Origin of the sequence: Rhodococcus sp. PAMC28707 (assembly GCF_004795915.1) — a bacterium.
GTDB lineage: Bacteria > Actinomycetota > Actinomycetes > Mycobacteriales > Mycobacteriaceae > Rhodococcoides.
The window spans coordinates 2,433,348-2,448,574 of record NZ_CP039253.1; the positions used below are offsets into that span (position 1 = coordinate 2,433,348).

Genomic DNA, 15,227 nt, shown 5'->3' on the forward strand with positions numbered 1-15,227 from the left:
TCAGCGTTCCTCGGGTTGGATGTAGACGACGCCTTGGCCGTCGAAACGGAGCGAGAAGGCTTCACCGCTCCCACCACCGACGGCGGATCGCCAGGTGACGTCGGTGACGAAACTCTGATTGAGCCGACCGCGATGTGCCACGAAGGAGTCCGGATCGACGACGAGCGGATAGGTCGGGTCGACGGCGAGCGCGATCAAGGGTCCGCCTGCCGAAAGTAAGGCCACCGAACCCGAACCGCAGACGACGGTCGTGAACAGGCCCTGGCCCGAGGATGCTCCGCGGAGGCCGGCGAACTTGACCTCGGTCTTCAGCTGGCCGGTCAGTGCGAGCAGCTGTGAGGCCTCTACGTGCATGGTGTCGTTCGCGAGTTCGACGATCGTGATGTCCTGAGCATCGACGGCGAAGTACACCGTGCCCTTGCCGGAAACCTCCATGAGAGAAAGAGATTCACCGGTTACCTTCTGCTTCAGCGCCGCGCGTAGTCCACCGCCTCCGCCCATTCCTGCGCTCTTGAAGGCGACGTCACCCTCGTACGCAACCATGGAACCGGACATCGCACGTAGCGAATCGCCCTGCGGTGATCCCTGAAGTAGATTCGCAACGAGCACCCTGTGCCCGTTCATTGTCAGCTGAGCCACGGGGGAACTATCCCACGCAACGTTCCCCCGTGCCAAAGCTGAAGTCGGTTCGAATTACACGAGCGGGCGCAGTGTCTTACCTGCGAGTTCGACGATGCCGGGCTCGTGACCGTTGGTGATCAGGTTGATGATGATGCCGTCGATACCTTGATCGAGTACCCGTGTCTGCACCTGTTCGGCGACGTCGTCGGGTGTGCCGCAGAACTGGCGGTCGGTTGCTGCCGCCTTGTCGGTGTCGGAGAGGTTGGACAAGTCGACTCCGTTCGACAGCAAGTAGTCGCTCTGCAGCTTGCGCGCTTTGTCACCGTCCTCGTCGAGGATGACGAAGGCCAGGAAACTTGTCTCGAGATCCTTCGGATCACGGTCTACCTCTTCGCACCGAGCTTCGACTGCCTTCATCTTGCGGGGCAATTCGCTTGCGTCGCAGATGATGTTGAGATGATCGGCGAATTGGGCAGCGAGACCGAAGGTCTTCTTCTCTCCGCCTCCGCCGAGCATGATGGGCAGATCGTCGCGGATGCGGGGCTCGTTGATGGCGTTCTCGACCTGGTACCACAGCCCGTCGAAGCTCGGCCGTTGCCCGCGGAGCATCGGCTCGATGATCTGCAGTGCCTCGTCGAGACGCTCGAATCGGTCGGTGAAAGTGCCGAACTCCAAGCCGAAGCTCTGGTGCTCGAGTTCGTACCACCCGGCACCGATCCCGAGGATCGCGCGACCGCCGCTCACGACATCGAGCGTGGTGACGGTCTTCGCCAAGATGGCCGGGTTCCGGTACGTGTTTCCGGTGACGAGTGCCGAGAGTTGGATCGTCTCGGTAGCGGTGGCCAGCGCCGACAGCGCCGAGTACGCCTCGAGCATCGGATCGTCGGGTTTACCGATTCCAGGTAATTGATAGAAATGGTCCATGACGAACGCGGTGTCGAATCCTGCTGCTTCGGCTTCGCGCGCCTGCGCGATGACCTTCGGGAACAGCTCTGCGACGGAGCCTGAGTAGCTGAAATTGGGCATCTGATAACCGAGGCGGATAGTCACCCGCTCAACGCTACTCTCGTCGGTGGCCTGCTCGGAGGCACACCGATGGCTTCGATACCGCCTCGTACCAACTTCGAAAGGGGCACGATGAGGTATGCCCACTATCGAATTGACCCGCGCACCCTTCACCGGATTCGCTGTCGACGACATCGAGGCCGCACGCGCCTTCTACTCCGAGATCCTGGGACTTACCGTCGTCGACGGCGAGATGGGCCTGATCAACCTGCAGCTCAGCGAGACAAACGAAGTGTTGATCTACCCCCGGCTCAATCATGTGCCCGCGGCCTACACGATCCTGAACTTCCCGGTCGCAGACATCGAAGCAGCCGTCGACGCCCTGATCGCCAAAGGTGTGGCCTTCGAGCAATACCCCGACATGGGAACCGATGAGCGGGGAATCTTCAGACACGGCGGCCCGCTGATCGCATGGTTCACCGATCCCGCTGGAAACGTCCTGTCCGTGCTGCAAGCCTGAGCGACTACGCAGTCGGAGTCCCCAGTTCGAGGGTCACCGATTGTTGCTGACGGACTCCCTGCCCAGAGACCCATTCGAGTTCGATGACATCGCCCGGACTCTTCTCGACCATCTCTTCGATCAGATCCCTCGACGTACGCACCGGCCTCCCGTCGAACGACACGATGACGTCGCCGCGAAGCAAACCGGTCCGTTCGGCTGGGGAATCGTTTTGAACAGACGTGACCGCGGCACCCTGTGATGGTCCCGTGTCGCGCAATGCCGAGACATCGCGAACGCCGATACCCAGATACGGCGTCGGCCCAACATGGACAGTGCCCCCGGATCGGCCGTCACGGACCTGTTCGAGCACGGCCATCGCGGTATCGATGGGAATGGCATATGCCTCGGGAGCAGAAGTCTCCCGAGCCTTCTCGGACAGCCCAGCCGCGTCGACGCCGATGACATTGCCCCACGCGTCGACGAGCGGGCCGCCCGAATCGCCCGCACGTACGTCGGCGTCGATTCGAATCATGTCTGTCAGTTCGTTCCGTGAACCATCGACCGAGCTCTCGGCGATGACAGATTCCCGTAAGGCAACCACGCGTCCGGGCGCGGCGACGAGGACTCCCCCGCCCTCCGCGTTGCCCACCGCGGTGACCCCATCTCCGACGGCAACCTCAGCAGACCTCCCGATCGGGGCCACCGGAAGATCCACGGCAGAAGCCAATCGGAGAACCGCAAGATCACGGGTCTTGTCATAACCGAGCACCGACGCGTCGTAGATCAAACCATTGCCCATATGTACCGCAGTGACGTCGGTTGCTTCCTCGATTACATGGAAGTTGGTGAGCACGAGGCCGTCCGAATCGACGACGAACCCGGTGCCCGCGACGCCGTAGAAACCGAATTCCGCCGATATGGTCACGACCGTCGGATTCACCCGAGCGGACAACTCCTCCAGAGTCAACGGCGCAGGTAGTGGCTCTGTGAGCACAGGTGCCGGCGCGGCCACGAGGGATTCGCGGACACCGGGCGCAAGTGGCGTCGGCAGAGCGGAGACAGCGAAGACCAGCACCGTGAGGAGCGCCGTCCGACTTGCCGCCTGCATGAGTATCGATTATGGCTGCGATGGCTGCGGAATGCAGTGTTCTGGGCTGCGGTGTTCTGGGGCCGTCAATCCGGCGCGCCCGCTGGATGGTTTGCCCCGCGGGCAGGGGGCAGGGGGCTTGCGGCATGACTGCCAGCGGCACATGTGGTGCTCTGTGCCGCTGGCAGTCACTGGTGGCCGGCTACCAGGGTGGTGTCACGTAGGTGGCGGGTGCGGATCGGGTACGTCGGGTTGTGTTGGGGGCGCAGCGTTTTCAGGTTTCGGGTAGATTTATTCGTTGGGGTGGTGGTAGTGGTTGATGTGGCCTTTTCGGGTGGGGTCGAGTGTGGTCGGGGGATGCCAAAGGGTGCGGCCAGGGTAGGGGTCGTCGGGTCCGATGAGCGGGTGGTGCAGGTCGCAGCCGTAGGTGAGGGCGTCTATGTCGGTGTTGCCACCGGTGGCCCATTCGTCGATGTGGTGGACCTGTGATCAGGTCGCGGGTCGGGTACAGCCAGGGAAGGTGCAGCCGCGATCGGCAGCGATGAGGACGATGCGTTGATCAGCGGTGGCAATCCGTTTGGTTCGTCCAAGGTGCAGGGGCCGTCCGTGGTCGTCGAAGAGAGCGAGGTAGTGGTGCGCGTGGGAGGCCATGCGGATCGCATCGCGCATACGGATCAGGGAACCGGTGGCAGTGACGGCGTGGCCGGTAGCTGTTTCGAGGTCGGACAGGGTCATCGTGACGACAGCGGTGACGGGTAGCCCTCGATGGGTGCCGAGGTCGCCGGAGGCGAGCATTTGCCTGACGACGGTTTTCAGTGCGTCGTGTTGGCGTCGTCCTTGGCTGCGGCGGTCTCGTCCGGCGCGACCGTCGGTGTCGGTGCTGCTGGCCTCGGAACTACCATTCTCGCTGCCACTCGCACGGTCACTCCCCTGGGTACTCGCACTGTCGCGGTGAGTGCTGTCGGTGGTGGGTGTGGCGTCGGAGGGATTGCACATTCCTGGTTTGGCCCATTTGGCGAATGCTGCTTCGAGGTAGGCCCGGGTTTCGGCGTCGATGAGGAAGGTGCCTTTGGAGAGTCCATGTTGGCCTTGGTCTTTGATGCGGAAGTAGCATTGTTCGGCGATCTGTTGTTCGTCTTTGTCGGTGCCGTCAGGGTCGAGCGTGTCGAAGAGTCTTCTGGCGGCGACTTTGAAGTTGTCGGGGCCGAGTTGGCGGGCCAGTTCGGTGAGTTGCTGCTCGGCGTGGTGGCGGGTTTCGGGATCGATGTCGGGACTGAGGGTGCGGAAGAAGTTGGCGATGATGTGTTGGTGTTCTTCGTCGAGGGTGCCTTCTGTAGCGGCGGCGGCGGCGGCTGTGGTGGTCAGGATCGGATCGAGTCGTTCGCCGGTGATAGCTGAGCGTTGTCCGTACTGTTCGGCGTGGCGGATGCGTTGGCTGGCAAGTCTTCTGGAGAGTCGCAGGAGTATTGCGAGAGTGTCGGGTACAGATCCGTAGATGTGGTCGAGTCCGTGTTGGGCGATGAGGTCGGCGATCCAGGTGTGTGAGAGCGCGAACAGGGTGCGTTGGACTGTTTCGGCGCGGACCAGTAGTGGACGTCGGTCGGAATTCGATGCCCCGACGGTATCGAGACGCGTGAGCATCGAGACTTGATCTTCGATTGTTGCTATCGCGTGTGCGAGGTCGACGTCCTCGATCTCCAGCACGCACGATGGCGTCATCTCTGCCGAAGTGTTGCTGCTCCCGGAAGACCCACTGCCACCGATAAATCCAGTGTCAGATGCCACCCCGGCTACTCCTGAAATACCGTCCCCTGAAAGCATGTGATGAGAGTAACCCCGCCCACCGACAAGAACTCGAACATATGTTCCCCTGGTCGGCCGGCGGCGTTTCAGCTCACGATTTCGGTCGAAGTCCGAACGCAGTAATCGAAGCGACGTGCAACGACTTGTCGCCGAACTCTACGAGGACGACGCCGCGTCGCGACTCGTGTTCGACTGTCGCACTGACGGTATTGCCGGCGGCGATCAGCTTCCGGAATGTCATTCCACGCAGTGATCCCACAGCGACGTCGTCTCCTGCGCCCGTTCGTACTGCCCCGCCGTGTCCTTGCGAGATCGATTCCAGCGCTTCGGTTGCCGCGCGCTTACCTTTGCTCCCGACGCCACGCAGGCCGCCCATGAAGCCAACTACGCCACCGATGCCTTGGTTCCCGATCAGCTGAGGTGTCAGCTTCGCCGACGCAGCCAAGCCTTTGGTTCCCGCACGCAGCAACTGTCCGATCATCGATGCCAATTCCCAGTGCGCAGCGAGGCGTGCGATCTTCAGCTCGCCTTCCTCGTCGACGAGGTCGTACCGAATATGCATCGGGACGTTCAATGTCGCTCCGGTGGACATGATGGTCTCGAGGGATAGATCGCGGACGACGGACATTCCGTCCACCGCGTCGTTCTCGACGTGGAAGTTGATCGTGTTGGGAGCGATGAAGGTGTCGTAGAACTTTTCGATCGCCTGCCTGCCCTGATGCGGTCGAGTGCCAACGGGATCGTTGACCACTCCTCCGCGTGCGTACAGGTTCACCCAGGCTTCGCGGTCGTGGACGGCGACAGCGGCGGGGGATGCATCGATCGTTGCCAAAAGATCTTCGGAGGTGTGCACGCCATCGAAGCTATCGGTTCCGCTCGGTCGAGACCCTGGAATGCTTGATCTGTCTCGTCGGACCTGGCAGGCTACGTCGCGCTGACGGCTCTACTTCTCGAGCGCATACTCGTCCCATGCCACGGCTTACGCGACCATCAGAGGTTCGAATCGGTATCTCCGGCTGGACGTATGCGCCGTGGCGAGGCGACTTCTATCCAGCCGGCCTGCCGCACCGCGCTGAGCTCGGATACGCGTCGACGCACCTGTCCTCGATCGAGATCAACGGCACTTTCTATGCAATGCAGAAGCCGTCGAGTTTCGTGAAGTGGCGCGAGGAGACGCCGGTAGATTTCGTATTCGCTATCAAGGGCGGCCGCTACATCACCCACGTCAAACGTCTCGTCGGAGCCGAAGTGGCGCTGGCGAACTTCTTTGCTACCGGGGTGTTGAGCTTGGGCGCCAAGCTCGGTCCCATTCTGTGGCAGCTTCCACCCAATTTTCAGTTCGATGCGGACAAGCTCGCGGCATTCTTCGACGTTCTTCCTCGAACAACCACGGCCGCAATCGAACTCGCCGAGCAGCGGGACGACAAGCTGCCCGAGGATCGAGTCAATCTCGATGTCGACGGTGACCGCCCGCTGCGACATGCGCTCGAAGTTCGGCATCCGAGCTTTCAGGTGGAAGAAGCAGTCTCGCTGTTGAGGGAGAACGGTATTGTCTTCGTCGTTGCAGACAGTGCAGGTAAATATCCGTACGTCGAGACGCCGACGGCAGATTTGATGTACTTACGTCTGCACGGTGCCGACGAGCTCTACGCGAGCGGCTATACCGAGGAGGCGCTCGACGGTTGGGCAGCGAAGATAAAAAAGTGGACCGAGCAGGGCCTCGACGTCCACGTGTACTTCGACAACGATGCGAAGGGTTTCGCACCGTTCGATGCAATGAGGCTGATCGAGCGGCTGTAGCACTTTCTATCCGAGTATTGGATACTCGCTAGATAGTTATAGATTGACCGAGACGGAATAGTAGAAGCCAGCGAAGCGTCAGAACCTGCATGACTACTTCGGACAATGCCACGCCCGCCGCCGCTTCCGGGACGTTCCGCCTCGGCGGCGACCTCGAGATCAATCGCCTCGGATACGGCACGATGCAGCTGCCGGGCGAAGGCGTCTGGGGAGAGCCGAAAGACCGAGCCGCCGCCATTCGCGTTCTACAGCGGGCCGTCGAGCTGGGCGTGAACTTCTTCGACACCGCCGACAGCTATGGCCCCGAGGTTGCCGAGGACCTACTGCGCGAGGCCCTACATCCCTACCGTGACGACGTCGTCATCGCCACCAAAGCCGGACTGACCCGTCAGGGACCCGGCATCTGGACGCCTGTGGGACGCCCCGCCTACCTGCGCCAGCAGGCAGAACTCAGTCTTCGACGTCTTGGGTTGGACCGGATCGATTTGTTCCAGCTCCACCGAATCGACCCGGAGGTGGCGTTGGAGGACCAGGTCGGCCAGCTGAAGAAACTGCAGGACGAAGGAAAGATCCGCCACATCGGGCTCAGTCAGGTTTCGGTGGCCGAGGCGGAGGCCGCGCAGAAGATCGCGCCGATCGTGTCCGTTCAGAACCTGTACAACCTCTCCGACCGATCCTCGGAGGAGCTGTTGGACTGGTCGACGGCCAACGGCGTCGGCTTCATCCCGTGGTTCCCCCTGGCAACAGGCAAGCTCAGCGGCGAGGGCAGTCCGTTGTCCACGCTCGCGAAGCAGCACAACGCGTCGCCGTCGCAACTTGCACTGGCTTGGCTGTTGAAGCGTTCGCCGGTCGTGTTGCCGATCCCGGGAACGTCGAGCGTGGAGCACCTGGAAGACAACCTCGCGGGCGCGAGCATCGAACTCACCGACGACGAGTTCGAAGCGCTTTCTGCCGCAGGAGCCTAGAGCTGTCCCATGCTGCCGCGTTCGAGAAGTGACGAGAGCAGCTCGCGAGGCAACGACAGCGGCGGCATCGAGCTGAGCTGAATGTTGTCCGGGGCATCGAGATTGCTGTTCTTGATTTCACCGATCTCGTCGTGCAGATGTTCCATTTTCACGTCGAGTCTGTTCGCGCTTTCGGCAGCATCGGTGAGCTCGTCGAGCAGCGAAGCGGGGATAGCGCCTCGGTACTTGTAGAAGATCTTGTGTTCCAGGCTTGCCCAGAAGTCCATCGCGATGGTGCGGATCTGGAGCTCGACGAGAACGGGCTGGACTCGGTCCGTCATGAAGACAGGTATCTCGACGATCACGTGAAGACTCTTGTAGCCGTTGGGTTTCGGATTGGCGATGTAGTCCTTGATCTCGATGACCTCGACGTCGGCCTGACCGGTCAGCATGTCGGCGACTCGGTAGGTATCTGAGATGAAGCTGCAGGTGATCCTGATGCCGGCGATGTCGAAGATGTTCTTGCGAATGTCTTCGAAGGTGAGCGGGCAATTCTTGCGCCGCGCCTTCTCGAGCAGGCTTTCCGGCGTCTTGAGCCGAGATGCCACATGTTCGATCGGCGAATACTGATGTATGTGCGTGAATTCCTCTTTGAGGATATTGATCTTGGTCATCAGTTCGTCGGTGCCGAATTTGTACCCCATCATGAACCGCGTGAAGTCGTTCCGCAGTTGAGCTACCTGCGCAGCGGTCGTATCCAAGGAAGCTGCGGCCGAATCGCTGTTCTGCATAGCTCGATTGTCCATTAATGTCGGGATCGATGCGTCAGGCCCCCGCGCTGGGGTCTTGCCTGCCTGCCCGCGAGTCGAAGCTTGCGTCTCCGCAGCGATCTCCGAGTGGCGGCGTGAAGGTGACGTCGCCGCAGGTTCGGCAGGCATGAGTGCGGTGGTGGCCGCGGCCGCAGGAACATGCCCTCGACCCGACCAGCACGGTTCGCGGGCCGAGGGCATGACCGCGAGCGCACCGCGAAGGTGCGCTCTCGGACCATCGATCGCCCGATCGATGGAGCGTTCCTGAGGTATCGGGTCCATCTGATATCGCCATGGAGGCCCCGCTTGCCGAATGGTTTTGGACCGTCCGCGAGTGCTGATTTCCCGGACGGCTCGATGAGAATAACACAGCAATCGAACGTATGTTCGTATCGAACGTATGCGATGAGATTTCGGGTGCCGTGGTGTCGACATAAGAAGCACCGAATTCCCGGCCCGAACATCGGAGAATGCAATGACCACAACCACAACCACCGCAACGCGCACCAACTCACCCGTCGCTGCTCGTGTCGGCTGGGTGCTCACCGCGGTGATCGCGATCTTCCTGATTTTCGACGGAGTCACCAAGCTGCTGAACGTGCAGGCGGTGAAGGACGCGAGCGTGGAACTCGGCCTTCGGGACGAGATGATGCCCGTCGTCGGCATCGTTCTACTCGTATCGCTGGCCCTGTACTTGCTGCCGCGCACCGCATTTCTCGGTGCTGTACTGCTCACCGGTTACCTCGGTGGCGCGGTCCTCACCAACTGGCGCGTCGACAAGCCGCTGTTCAGTACCGTGCTGTTTGCTGTGTACGTCGGAATCGTGGTGTGGGCTGCGCTGTATCTCCGGGATCCGAAAGTACGCCAGATCATGCCCTTCGTACGCTGACAAGACGGCATTCCGGAATCAGCGGGCATCACTGGCCACCTCGAACAGTGTTCCGGGCTGATCGGGGTCGGCTCGTGCCGCCAGGAATGCCTCCGGGTCGATCAGATCCGCTTGACCGACGATCGAACCCAGATCGGCGATGCGCTCGACACCGGTCAGTACCATTTCCTCCTCGACCGTGCCCTCGGCATATCCGTAATAGCAGGTCGAGGTGGTGTGGTTGTGGTCCTTGTCGATGCGATTCGCGCGCCCCTCGATCTGACGGATCTCGATGGGTGTCCACCGAGGGTCGTGAATGAGAGTGATGCGGGGAGCGGCCGTCGACACCGTCTTCTCGGGCAGCAGTAACTCGTTGGAATGCAGGTTGATCGCACTGGTCGTCGTAGACACGATGACTCGTGCAGCGCCGGTTTGGAATCGGCGAATCTCGGTCTCCTGGGCTGCGCTGCTCATACTGCCGTCGACCACTGCGACATCGAGACCTTCGTCGCGGAGAGACTGCGACAACTCGGCGACGGATTCGCGATAGAACATCGAGACGAACACCTGATTGCCGTCCCGCACCCAAGCGCGGACCTGGTCAGCAGATGCGGGAATGCGTAAGTACGAGCACTTTTGGCGTAGCCGCAGTGCGGCTGCTCGCGTACTCGGGTTCTTCTGGAGCACCCGCCTACCGCTCACCGTTTTCCAGTTCGGCAGACCGACCTCCTTGCGGTAATCCACCCATGCCGAGTGATAGAGCCGCTTCTGCACGGCTGTCAGTTCCTGGCCGAGAGGCTCGCGCGGCGTGGGCGGAGACGGCCGCGAAATCGACCATGGGACAGCGCCACCGGACAGCCAACGATGGATGGTGCCGATGTCGCGCTCGCGTCGTGCAGCATCCTCGGGCTCCCACCGCCACGTTTTCAGCCCGGTCGTCGCCTTGCCTTCCTTGAGCGCGAAGCCCGACTCCTCGAGGAACGTCGCCCACTGCGCGGTGATGGCATGTCCGAGGCCTTCGTCGTCACCGATGATCTGCTCCTGCGCACGACTCTGCTCGATCGCCCGGGCCATGTACGCGAAATGCATCGGTTGATAACCGGGTGTGGCAGACATCCAGACGACGGCGCGAGCAGCCTCTTGGTAGCGCCAGAGGATCTGCGACTGCTGCGACTCGATATTCATCAACGCGTGCGACTCGTCGGCCACCACGATGTCGATGTCGAATCGAAGTTCGCCGAGCGTGATGGTCCTCTTGTTCTGTGTTCGCTTGCGTTTGCCCAGATCTATATCTTCGGGGACCGTCAGCAGCTTCTTCGTCGACTGGTATGTCACCAGTAGCCAGCGCTTGCGCTCGGACGGATGAATGTCGGCCTCGGTGTCGGCGATGGTGCGCCGCCAACCAGGAAGAGCACCTTTGGGCGCTACGACCAGCACGGTTCCGATGCTCGGATCCTCCATCTGGCGGACGGCCTCGCACACGGCAAGAGTCTTGCCCAGTCCCGTCGAGTCCATCTGGGCGAAATACGGAAACCCGTTGTCCAACGCGTCGAGATGCCTGCGCACCGACTCGAGCTGCGTCGCCCGCGGCGTCATCGACCGCTCGTGCATCTCCTCGGGCCGCCACTCCTCGTTGGCATCGTCCTCGATCCAGCGCTGCAGGCTGTACGGCATCGACTCGAACGACGCCAAACCGTCGGGCAGCTCGGTCCCATAGAACGCGAACACCCGCGGACCCGGATGCCATCGAGCGCCGGAGGCCGACGCGAGAGCGCGATCCTCGAACGGCACGTCGAGGACCCATACCCGCTCACCCGGATCTGGCAACCGCAGGTCCGGCGAGACGGTCTTACGTGGCGCCCGCTTACGCGTCGTGGTCCGCTTGGCAGGCGTCCGTTTGGTAGCGGCCTTCTTCGCGGGGGCTTTCTTGGCCGTCGGCGATGCGGCCGACTGTGCTGCCGTCGACTCCTTGAACTTCCGCGCGGCAGCGCTCTTGCCTGCGCCGATGGTTCTCGCGGTGGTTGTGGGCTTGCGTCTACGAGGTGGCATCGGATCCAGTCTGTCGTACGGTGTCCGGAATACCGTAGAGGACGGCGCCGACATCCCTGGGCGGTGCGAAGCATGCATCATTTTTGCAAACCGAACGCCCTCGCCATGACGTGATCGAGGGAGCGAGGTTCCGAATAAGGGTGCGCGCTCTCCCACCGCCCGCTCTCCCACCGCCCGCTCTGCCACCGCCCGCTCTCCGCACCACGTGCTCGGTGATGTCCTGCCATCTGGCCTGCGGCGGCACTACGGTGGTGACCATGAACTTCAGTGACCATCAAATCGGTATATATGCCCAGGGCATGTTCACCGATCAGAGGCCGCAGATCACCACGAACCTGGCCAGGTTGGAGGAGCAGGCCGCTGCCACGCTCAGCCCGGAAGCTCTCGGGTACATCGTCGCCAGCGCAGGTAGCGGTTCCACGGCACGCGCGAACCGCGATGCGTTCGACGAGTGGCGCATCGCCCCGCGCATGTTGCGGAGTTCAGCGGAACGAGATCACGCGGTCACAGTGCTCGGCACCTCGATGCCCGCGCCGCTGCTGATCGCGCCGGTGGGTGTTCAGACTCTCGCGCATCCGGACGGTGAGCTTGCGACGGTGCGGGCAGCCGCGGAGCTTTCGGTGCCCTACATTCACTCCACTCAGGCTTCGCATTCGTTCGAGCAGATCGCCGAGGCGGGTGGCGACGCCCCCAGGTGGTACCAGTTGTACTGGCCCACAGATGAATCCGTTCTCCTCAGCTTCCTCGCGCGAGCCAAGAAATCGGGATTCACGACGCTTGTACTGACGCTCGACACGACGCTTCTCGGCTGGAGGCCGGCCGACCTCGACCGTGGATACCTGCCGTTTCTGGCGAACCTCGGGATCGAGAACTATCTGACGGACCCGGCATTTCTTGCGGGTCTGGATCAATCGGTCGAAGCGAATCCTGTTGCTGCAGCCATGCACTGGGCGCAGATGTTCCCCAACCCTGGGTTGAACTGGTCGCAGTTGGCGTTCCTGCGTGAGCAGTGGGACGGACCGATCGTATTGAAGGGAATCTGCACGGTTGCCGACGGATGGGCAGCCGCCGATCACGGGGTGGACGGGATCGTGGTGTCCAATCATGGTGGCCGCCAGATCGACGGCGCTCGCTCGTCGTTGAGCGCGCTGCCGGAGATCGTGGACGCCGTCGGTGATCAGCTGACGGTTTTGTTCGATTCCGGTGTGCGCACCGGGTCCGACATGGCGAAGGCGCTTGCGTTGGGGGCCGATGCGGTGCTGCTGGGACGGCCGTTTCTGTATGGATTGGCGCTCGGCGGCCAGGACGGTGTGGCGCATGTATTGCGTTGCATTCTCGCTGAATTCGATCTCGTCACCAGCTTGTCGGGTCATACCGGGGCTGCCGAGCTCGGTCGTGAGTCGGTGATCCGGGCATGAGCGGTCAACCTGCCTGGGTCGAGCACGCCATCTGGTGGCACATCTATCCCCTGGGATTCGTCGGCGCCCCGGTCCATAACTGGGACGGCGCTTCGCTCGAGGACGAGCATCGACTGCACCGCATCGTCGACTGGTTCGACTACGCCGTGGAACTCGGGGCCTCGGGAATCGCCCTCGGCCCGATCTTCGCCTCCGCAAGCCATGGATACGACACCATCGATCACCTTCGCATCGATTCGCGGCTCGGCACCGAATCCGACTTCGACGACATGATCCACCAAGCTCATTCGCGTGGGCTGCGGGTCATGCTCGATGGCGTATTCAACCATGTGGCACAAGCATTTCCGCGGTTCGTACAGGCGCTCGAAGCAGGACCGGATTCGCCGGAGTCCGAGTGGTTCCATCTCGACTGGTCCGGGGCGAGACCGACTCATCGCAATTTCGAGGGCCACGATGAACTGGTGACGCTCAACCATGACAGCGCCGCGGTCGAGCAGTATGTCGTCGATGTCATGTCGCACTGGCTCGAACGGGGTGCAGACGGGTGGCGTCTCGACGCGGCATACGCTGTGCCGCCGCGGTTCTGGGCGGCGGTCATTCCGAAGGTTCGGCAAAAGTTCCCCGACGCCTACTTCCTCGGTGAGGTCATCCACGGTGATTATGCAGCCATCGTGAAGGCGAGCTCACTGGATTCGGTGACTCAGTACGAGCTGTGGAAAGCGTCGTGGAGTGCAATCTCGGAAAGGAACTTTTTCGAGTTGTCGCACGCGCTCGGGCGTCACAACGAGTGGCTCGAGACGTTCGTTCCGGCTACGTTCGTCGGTAATCACGACGTGGCCCGCATCGCCAGCACCATCACCGACGAACGCCATCTCGAGCATGCGCTCGTGGTCCTGTTCACGGTCGGGGGCATGCCGATGATCTACTACGGCGACGAACAGGGCTTCCGTGGCGCGAAAGAGGAACGTGTCGGTGGCGATGACGAGGTACGGCCGGAATTTCCTAGCAGCAGAGAGGAACTCGCCCCGTACGGTTGGCCGACCTTCCGTCTGCATCAGCAGCTGATCGGGCTTCGCCGCAGGCATCCCTGGCTCGTCGAGGCGCGCACCGAGACGGTGGAGCTGTCCAATACCGCGATGTTGTACCGCGTCCACTCGGGTGACGAGCAGTTGCACGTGGCGTTGAACCTCGGCGACGAGGAAGTGACGTACCGCGTGGCCGGTGAGATATTGTCCGGCGACGCACAAGTGGGCGGCGGATCCACCAGGGTTCCACCCCACGGCTGGGTGGTGCTGCGCTAGGCGCAGGGCGTCAATAAGGGTCCGGACGTGTACAAACCCGACTTGTCCGGTATCTATACGGCTTTCTATGATCGATCCTAGATAGACGGATATTCGACAAGAGGTTACAGTCCTCTTCGACACGGGGTGCCTAACGGCTGAGAACACACCCGTCGAACCTGATCTGGTCAACACCAGCGTAGGGATGTCTGCACGTGTGATACGTGCATGCTCTGCGCGGTGTGGGCCGGAAGAGCGAAAGGCCTGACATGAACATCCAGTCGAAAAAGTTGGACGAGCAGACAGTAGTCGTCACCGGAGCGGGCAGAGGTCTGGGCACCGCGGTGGCCAGGGCATTCGCGCGAGAAGGCGCTCGCGTCGTGGTGAACTACCGCAACAGTCGAGTCTCGGCGGAGGCGCTGGCGTCAGAGATCGGCGGGATAGCGATCCAAGCAGACATCACCGACGCCGAGCAGGTGGACGCGTTGTTCACCGAAGCCGAAGCGCACTTCGGTTCCTCCGTGACGACGGTGGTCAACAACGCGTTGGCCGACTTCTCGTTCAACGGGGACGCGCGCAGCAAGGCCGACTCGATCACATGGGACGAGTTCGACGCGCAGTTCCGTGGCACTGTGCGTGGTGCGCTGACGACTACGCAGCGAGCGCTGAAGGGGATGCGCGCAGCAGGATTCGGCCGAATCATCAACGTGGGCACCAATCTTTTCCAGAACCCAGTGGTGCCGTACCACGACTACACGGCATCGAAGGCTGCGCTGTTGTCTCTGACTCGAACTCTCGCAGCGGATCTCGGCGGCGACGGTATCACTGTGAACATGGTGTCGGGTGGCCTACTGCGGACCACCGACGCCAGTGCCGCTACACCAGAGGAAGTATTCGACCTCATCGCGGCGTCGACGCCGTTGCAGCGAGTGGTGACACCAGAGGAGTTCGCAGATGCCCTGTTGTTCTTCGCGTCTCCGTGGTCGAGGTCGGTGACCGGACAGAATTTGGTTGTGGACGGCGGCTTGGTCAAGGACTGAC

Annotated in this window: 15 protein-coding genes and 1 riboswitch; of the genes, 8 read left to right on the forward strand and 7 right to left on the reverse strand. The window is 61.9% G+C overall.

What is annotated here, in order from left to right; genetic code table 11:
- Positions 1-624 carry an AIM24 family protein gene (locus E5720_RS10940; RefSeq protein WP_136172601.1) on the reverse strand — a complete coding sequence of 208 codons (624 nt, stop codon included), beginning with the start codon at positions 622-624 and terminating at the stop codon, positions 1-3.
- Positions 625-693: 69 nt separating this feature from the next.
- A complete protein-coding gene (locus tag E5720_RS10945) occupies positions 694-1,671 on the reverse strand; it encodes an LLM class F420-dependent oxidoreductase (RefSeq protein ID WP_210729850.1) in 978 nt (325 codons plus the stop codon).
- 94 nt (positions 1,672-1,765) lie between these two features.
- Between E5720_RS10945 and E5720_RS10950 the strand changes: the two genes are divergently transcribed.
- The gene (locus tag E5720_RS10950; RefSeq protein WP_136170682.1) at positions 1,766-2,146 is read left to right on the forward strand and encodes a VOC family protein; all 381 of its coding nucleotides are present in this window, start codon (positions 1,766-1,768) and stop codon (positions 2,144-2,146) included.
- Positions 2,147-2,150: 4 nt separating this feature from the next.
- Here the strand turns inward: E5720_RS10950 and E5720_RS10955 are convergent, their stop codons facing one another.
- A complete protein-coding gene (locus tag E5720_RS10955; RefSeq protein WP_136170683.1) occupies positions 2,151-3,236 on the reverse strand; it encodes a trypsin-like peptidase domain-containing protein in 1,086 nt (361 codons plus the stop codon).
- Between the two features lie 336 nt (positions 3,237-3,572).
- Here E5720_RS10955 and E5720_RS22280 point away from each other — a divergent pair, with 336 nt between their 5' ends.
- Positions 3,573-3,704, forward strand: coding sequence for a hypothetical protein (locus tag E5720_RS22280; RefSeq protein WP_281727912.1), 132 nt, complete (start codon positions 3,573-3,575; stop codon positions 3,702-3,704).
- Here the strand turns inward: E5720_RS22280 and E5720_RS10960 are convergent, their stop codons facing one another.
- The gene (locus tag E5720_RS10960; protein ID WP_247595909.1) at positions 3,705-5,000 is read right to left on the reverse strand and encodes a DUF222 domain-containing protein; all 1,296 of its coding nucleotides are present in this window, start codon (positions 4,998-5,000) and stop codon (positions 3,705-3,707) included.
- A 109-nt stretch (positions 5,001-5,109) separates the two neighbouring features.
- Complete coding sequence (locus tag E5720_RS10965) at positions 5,110-5,871, reverse strand: nuclear transport factor 2 family protein (RefSeq protein ID WP_136170684.1); 762 nt, start codon at positions 5,869-5,871, stop codon at positions 5,110-5,112.
- Positions 5,872-5,987: 116 nt separating this feature from the next.
- Here E5720_RS10965 and E5720_RS10970 point away from each other — a divergent pair, with 116 nt between their 5' ends.
- Positions 5,988-6,818 carry a DUF72 domain-containing protein gene (locus E5720_RS10970; RefSeq protein WP_136170685.1) on the forward strand — a complete coding sequence of 277 codons (831 nt, stop codon included), beginning with the start codon at positions 5,988-5,990 and terminating at the stop codon, positions 6,816-6,818.
- A gap of 89 nt (positions 6,819-6,907) precedes the next feature.
- Complete coding sequence (locus E5720_RS10975; protein WP_136170686.1) at positions 6,908-7,783, forward strand: aldo/keto reductase; 876 nt, start codon at positions 6,908-6,910, stop codon at positions 7,781-7,783.
- On the opposite strand, the gene E5720_RS10980 is transcribed toward E5720_RS10975, so the two are convergent.
- Positions 7,780-8,469 carry a GTP pyrophosphokinase family protein gene (locus tag E5720_RS10980; RefSeq protein WP_247596317.1) on the reverse strand — a complete coding sequence of 230 codons (690 nt, stop codon included), beginning with the start codon at positions 8,467-8,469 and terminating at the stop codon, positions 7,780-7,782. The genes E5720_RS10975 and E5720_RS10980 overlap by 4 nt on opposite strands.
- A gap of 577 nt (positions 8,470-9,046) precedes the next feature.
- On the opposite strand from E5720_RS10980, the gene E5720_RS10985 reads away from it, so the two are divergent.
- Positions 9,047-9,460 (forward strand): DoxX family protein, encoded by a 414-nt coding sequence (locus tag E5720_RS10985; RefSeq protein WP_136170687.1) that lies wholly within the window; start codon positions 9,047-9,049, stop codon positions 9,458-9,460.
- Between the two features lie 18 nt (positions 9,461-9,478).
- On the opposite strand, the gene E5720_RS10990 is transcribed toward E5720_RS10985, so the two are convergent.
- Positions 9,479-11,488 (reverse strand): helicase-related protein, encoded by a 2,010-nt coding sequence (locus tag E5720_RS10990; RefSeq protein WP_247595910.1) that lies wholly within the window; start codon positions 11,486-11,488, stop codon positions 9,479-9,481.
- A 257-nt stretch (positions 11,489-11,745) separates the two neighbouring features.
- Here E5720_RS10990 and E5720_RS10995 point away from each other — a divergent pair, with 257 nt between their 5' ends.
- The 3 genes from E5720_RS10995 (at position 11,746) to E5720_RS11005 (ending at position 15,226) form a co-directional block, all read left to right on the forward strand.
- Complete coding sequence (locus E5720_RS10995; RefSeq protein WP_136170688.1) at positions 11,746-12,906, forward strand: alpha-hydroxy-acid oxidizing protein; 1,161 nt, start codon at positions 11,746-11,748, stop codon at positions 12,904-12,906.
- A complete protein-coding gene (locus E5720_RS11000; RefSeq protein ID WP_136170689.1) occupies positions 12,903-14,207 on the forward strand; it encodes an alpha-amylase family glycosyl hydrolase in 1,305 nt (434 codons plus the stop codon). Before E5720_RS10995 ends, E5720_RS11000 begins: the two co-directional genes overlap by 4 nt.
- A gap of 112 nt (positions 14,208-14,319) precedes the next feature.
- Positions 14,320-14,409: riboswitch (TPP riboswitch) on the forward strand.
- Between the two features lie 46 nt (positions 14,410-14,455).
- A complete protein-coding gene (locus E5720_RS11005; RefSeq protein ID WP_136170690.1) occupies positions 14,456-15,226 on the forward strand; it encodes a 3-oxoacyl-ACP reductase in 771 nt (256 codons plus the stop codon).
- Position 15,227 lies beyond the last annotated feature (1 nt).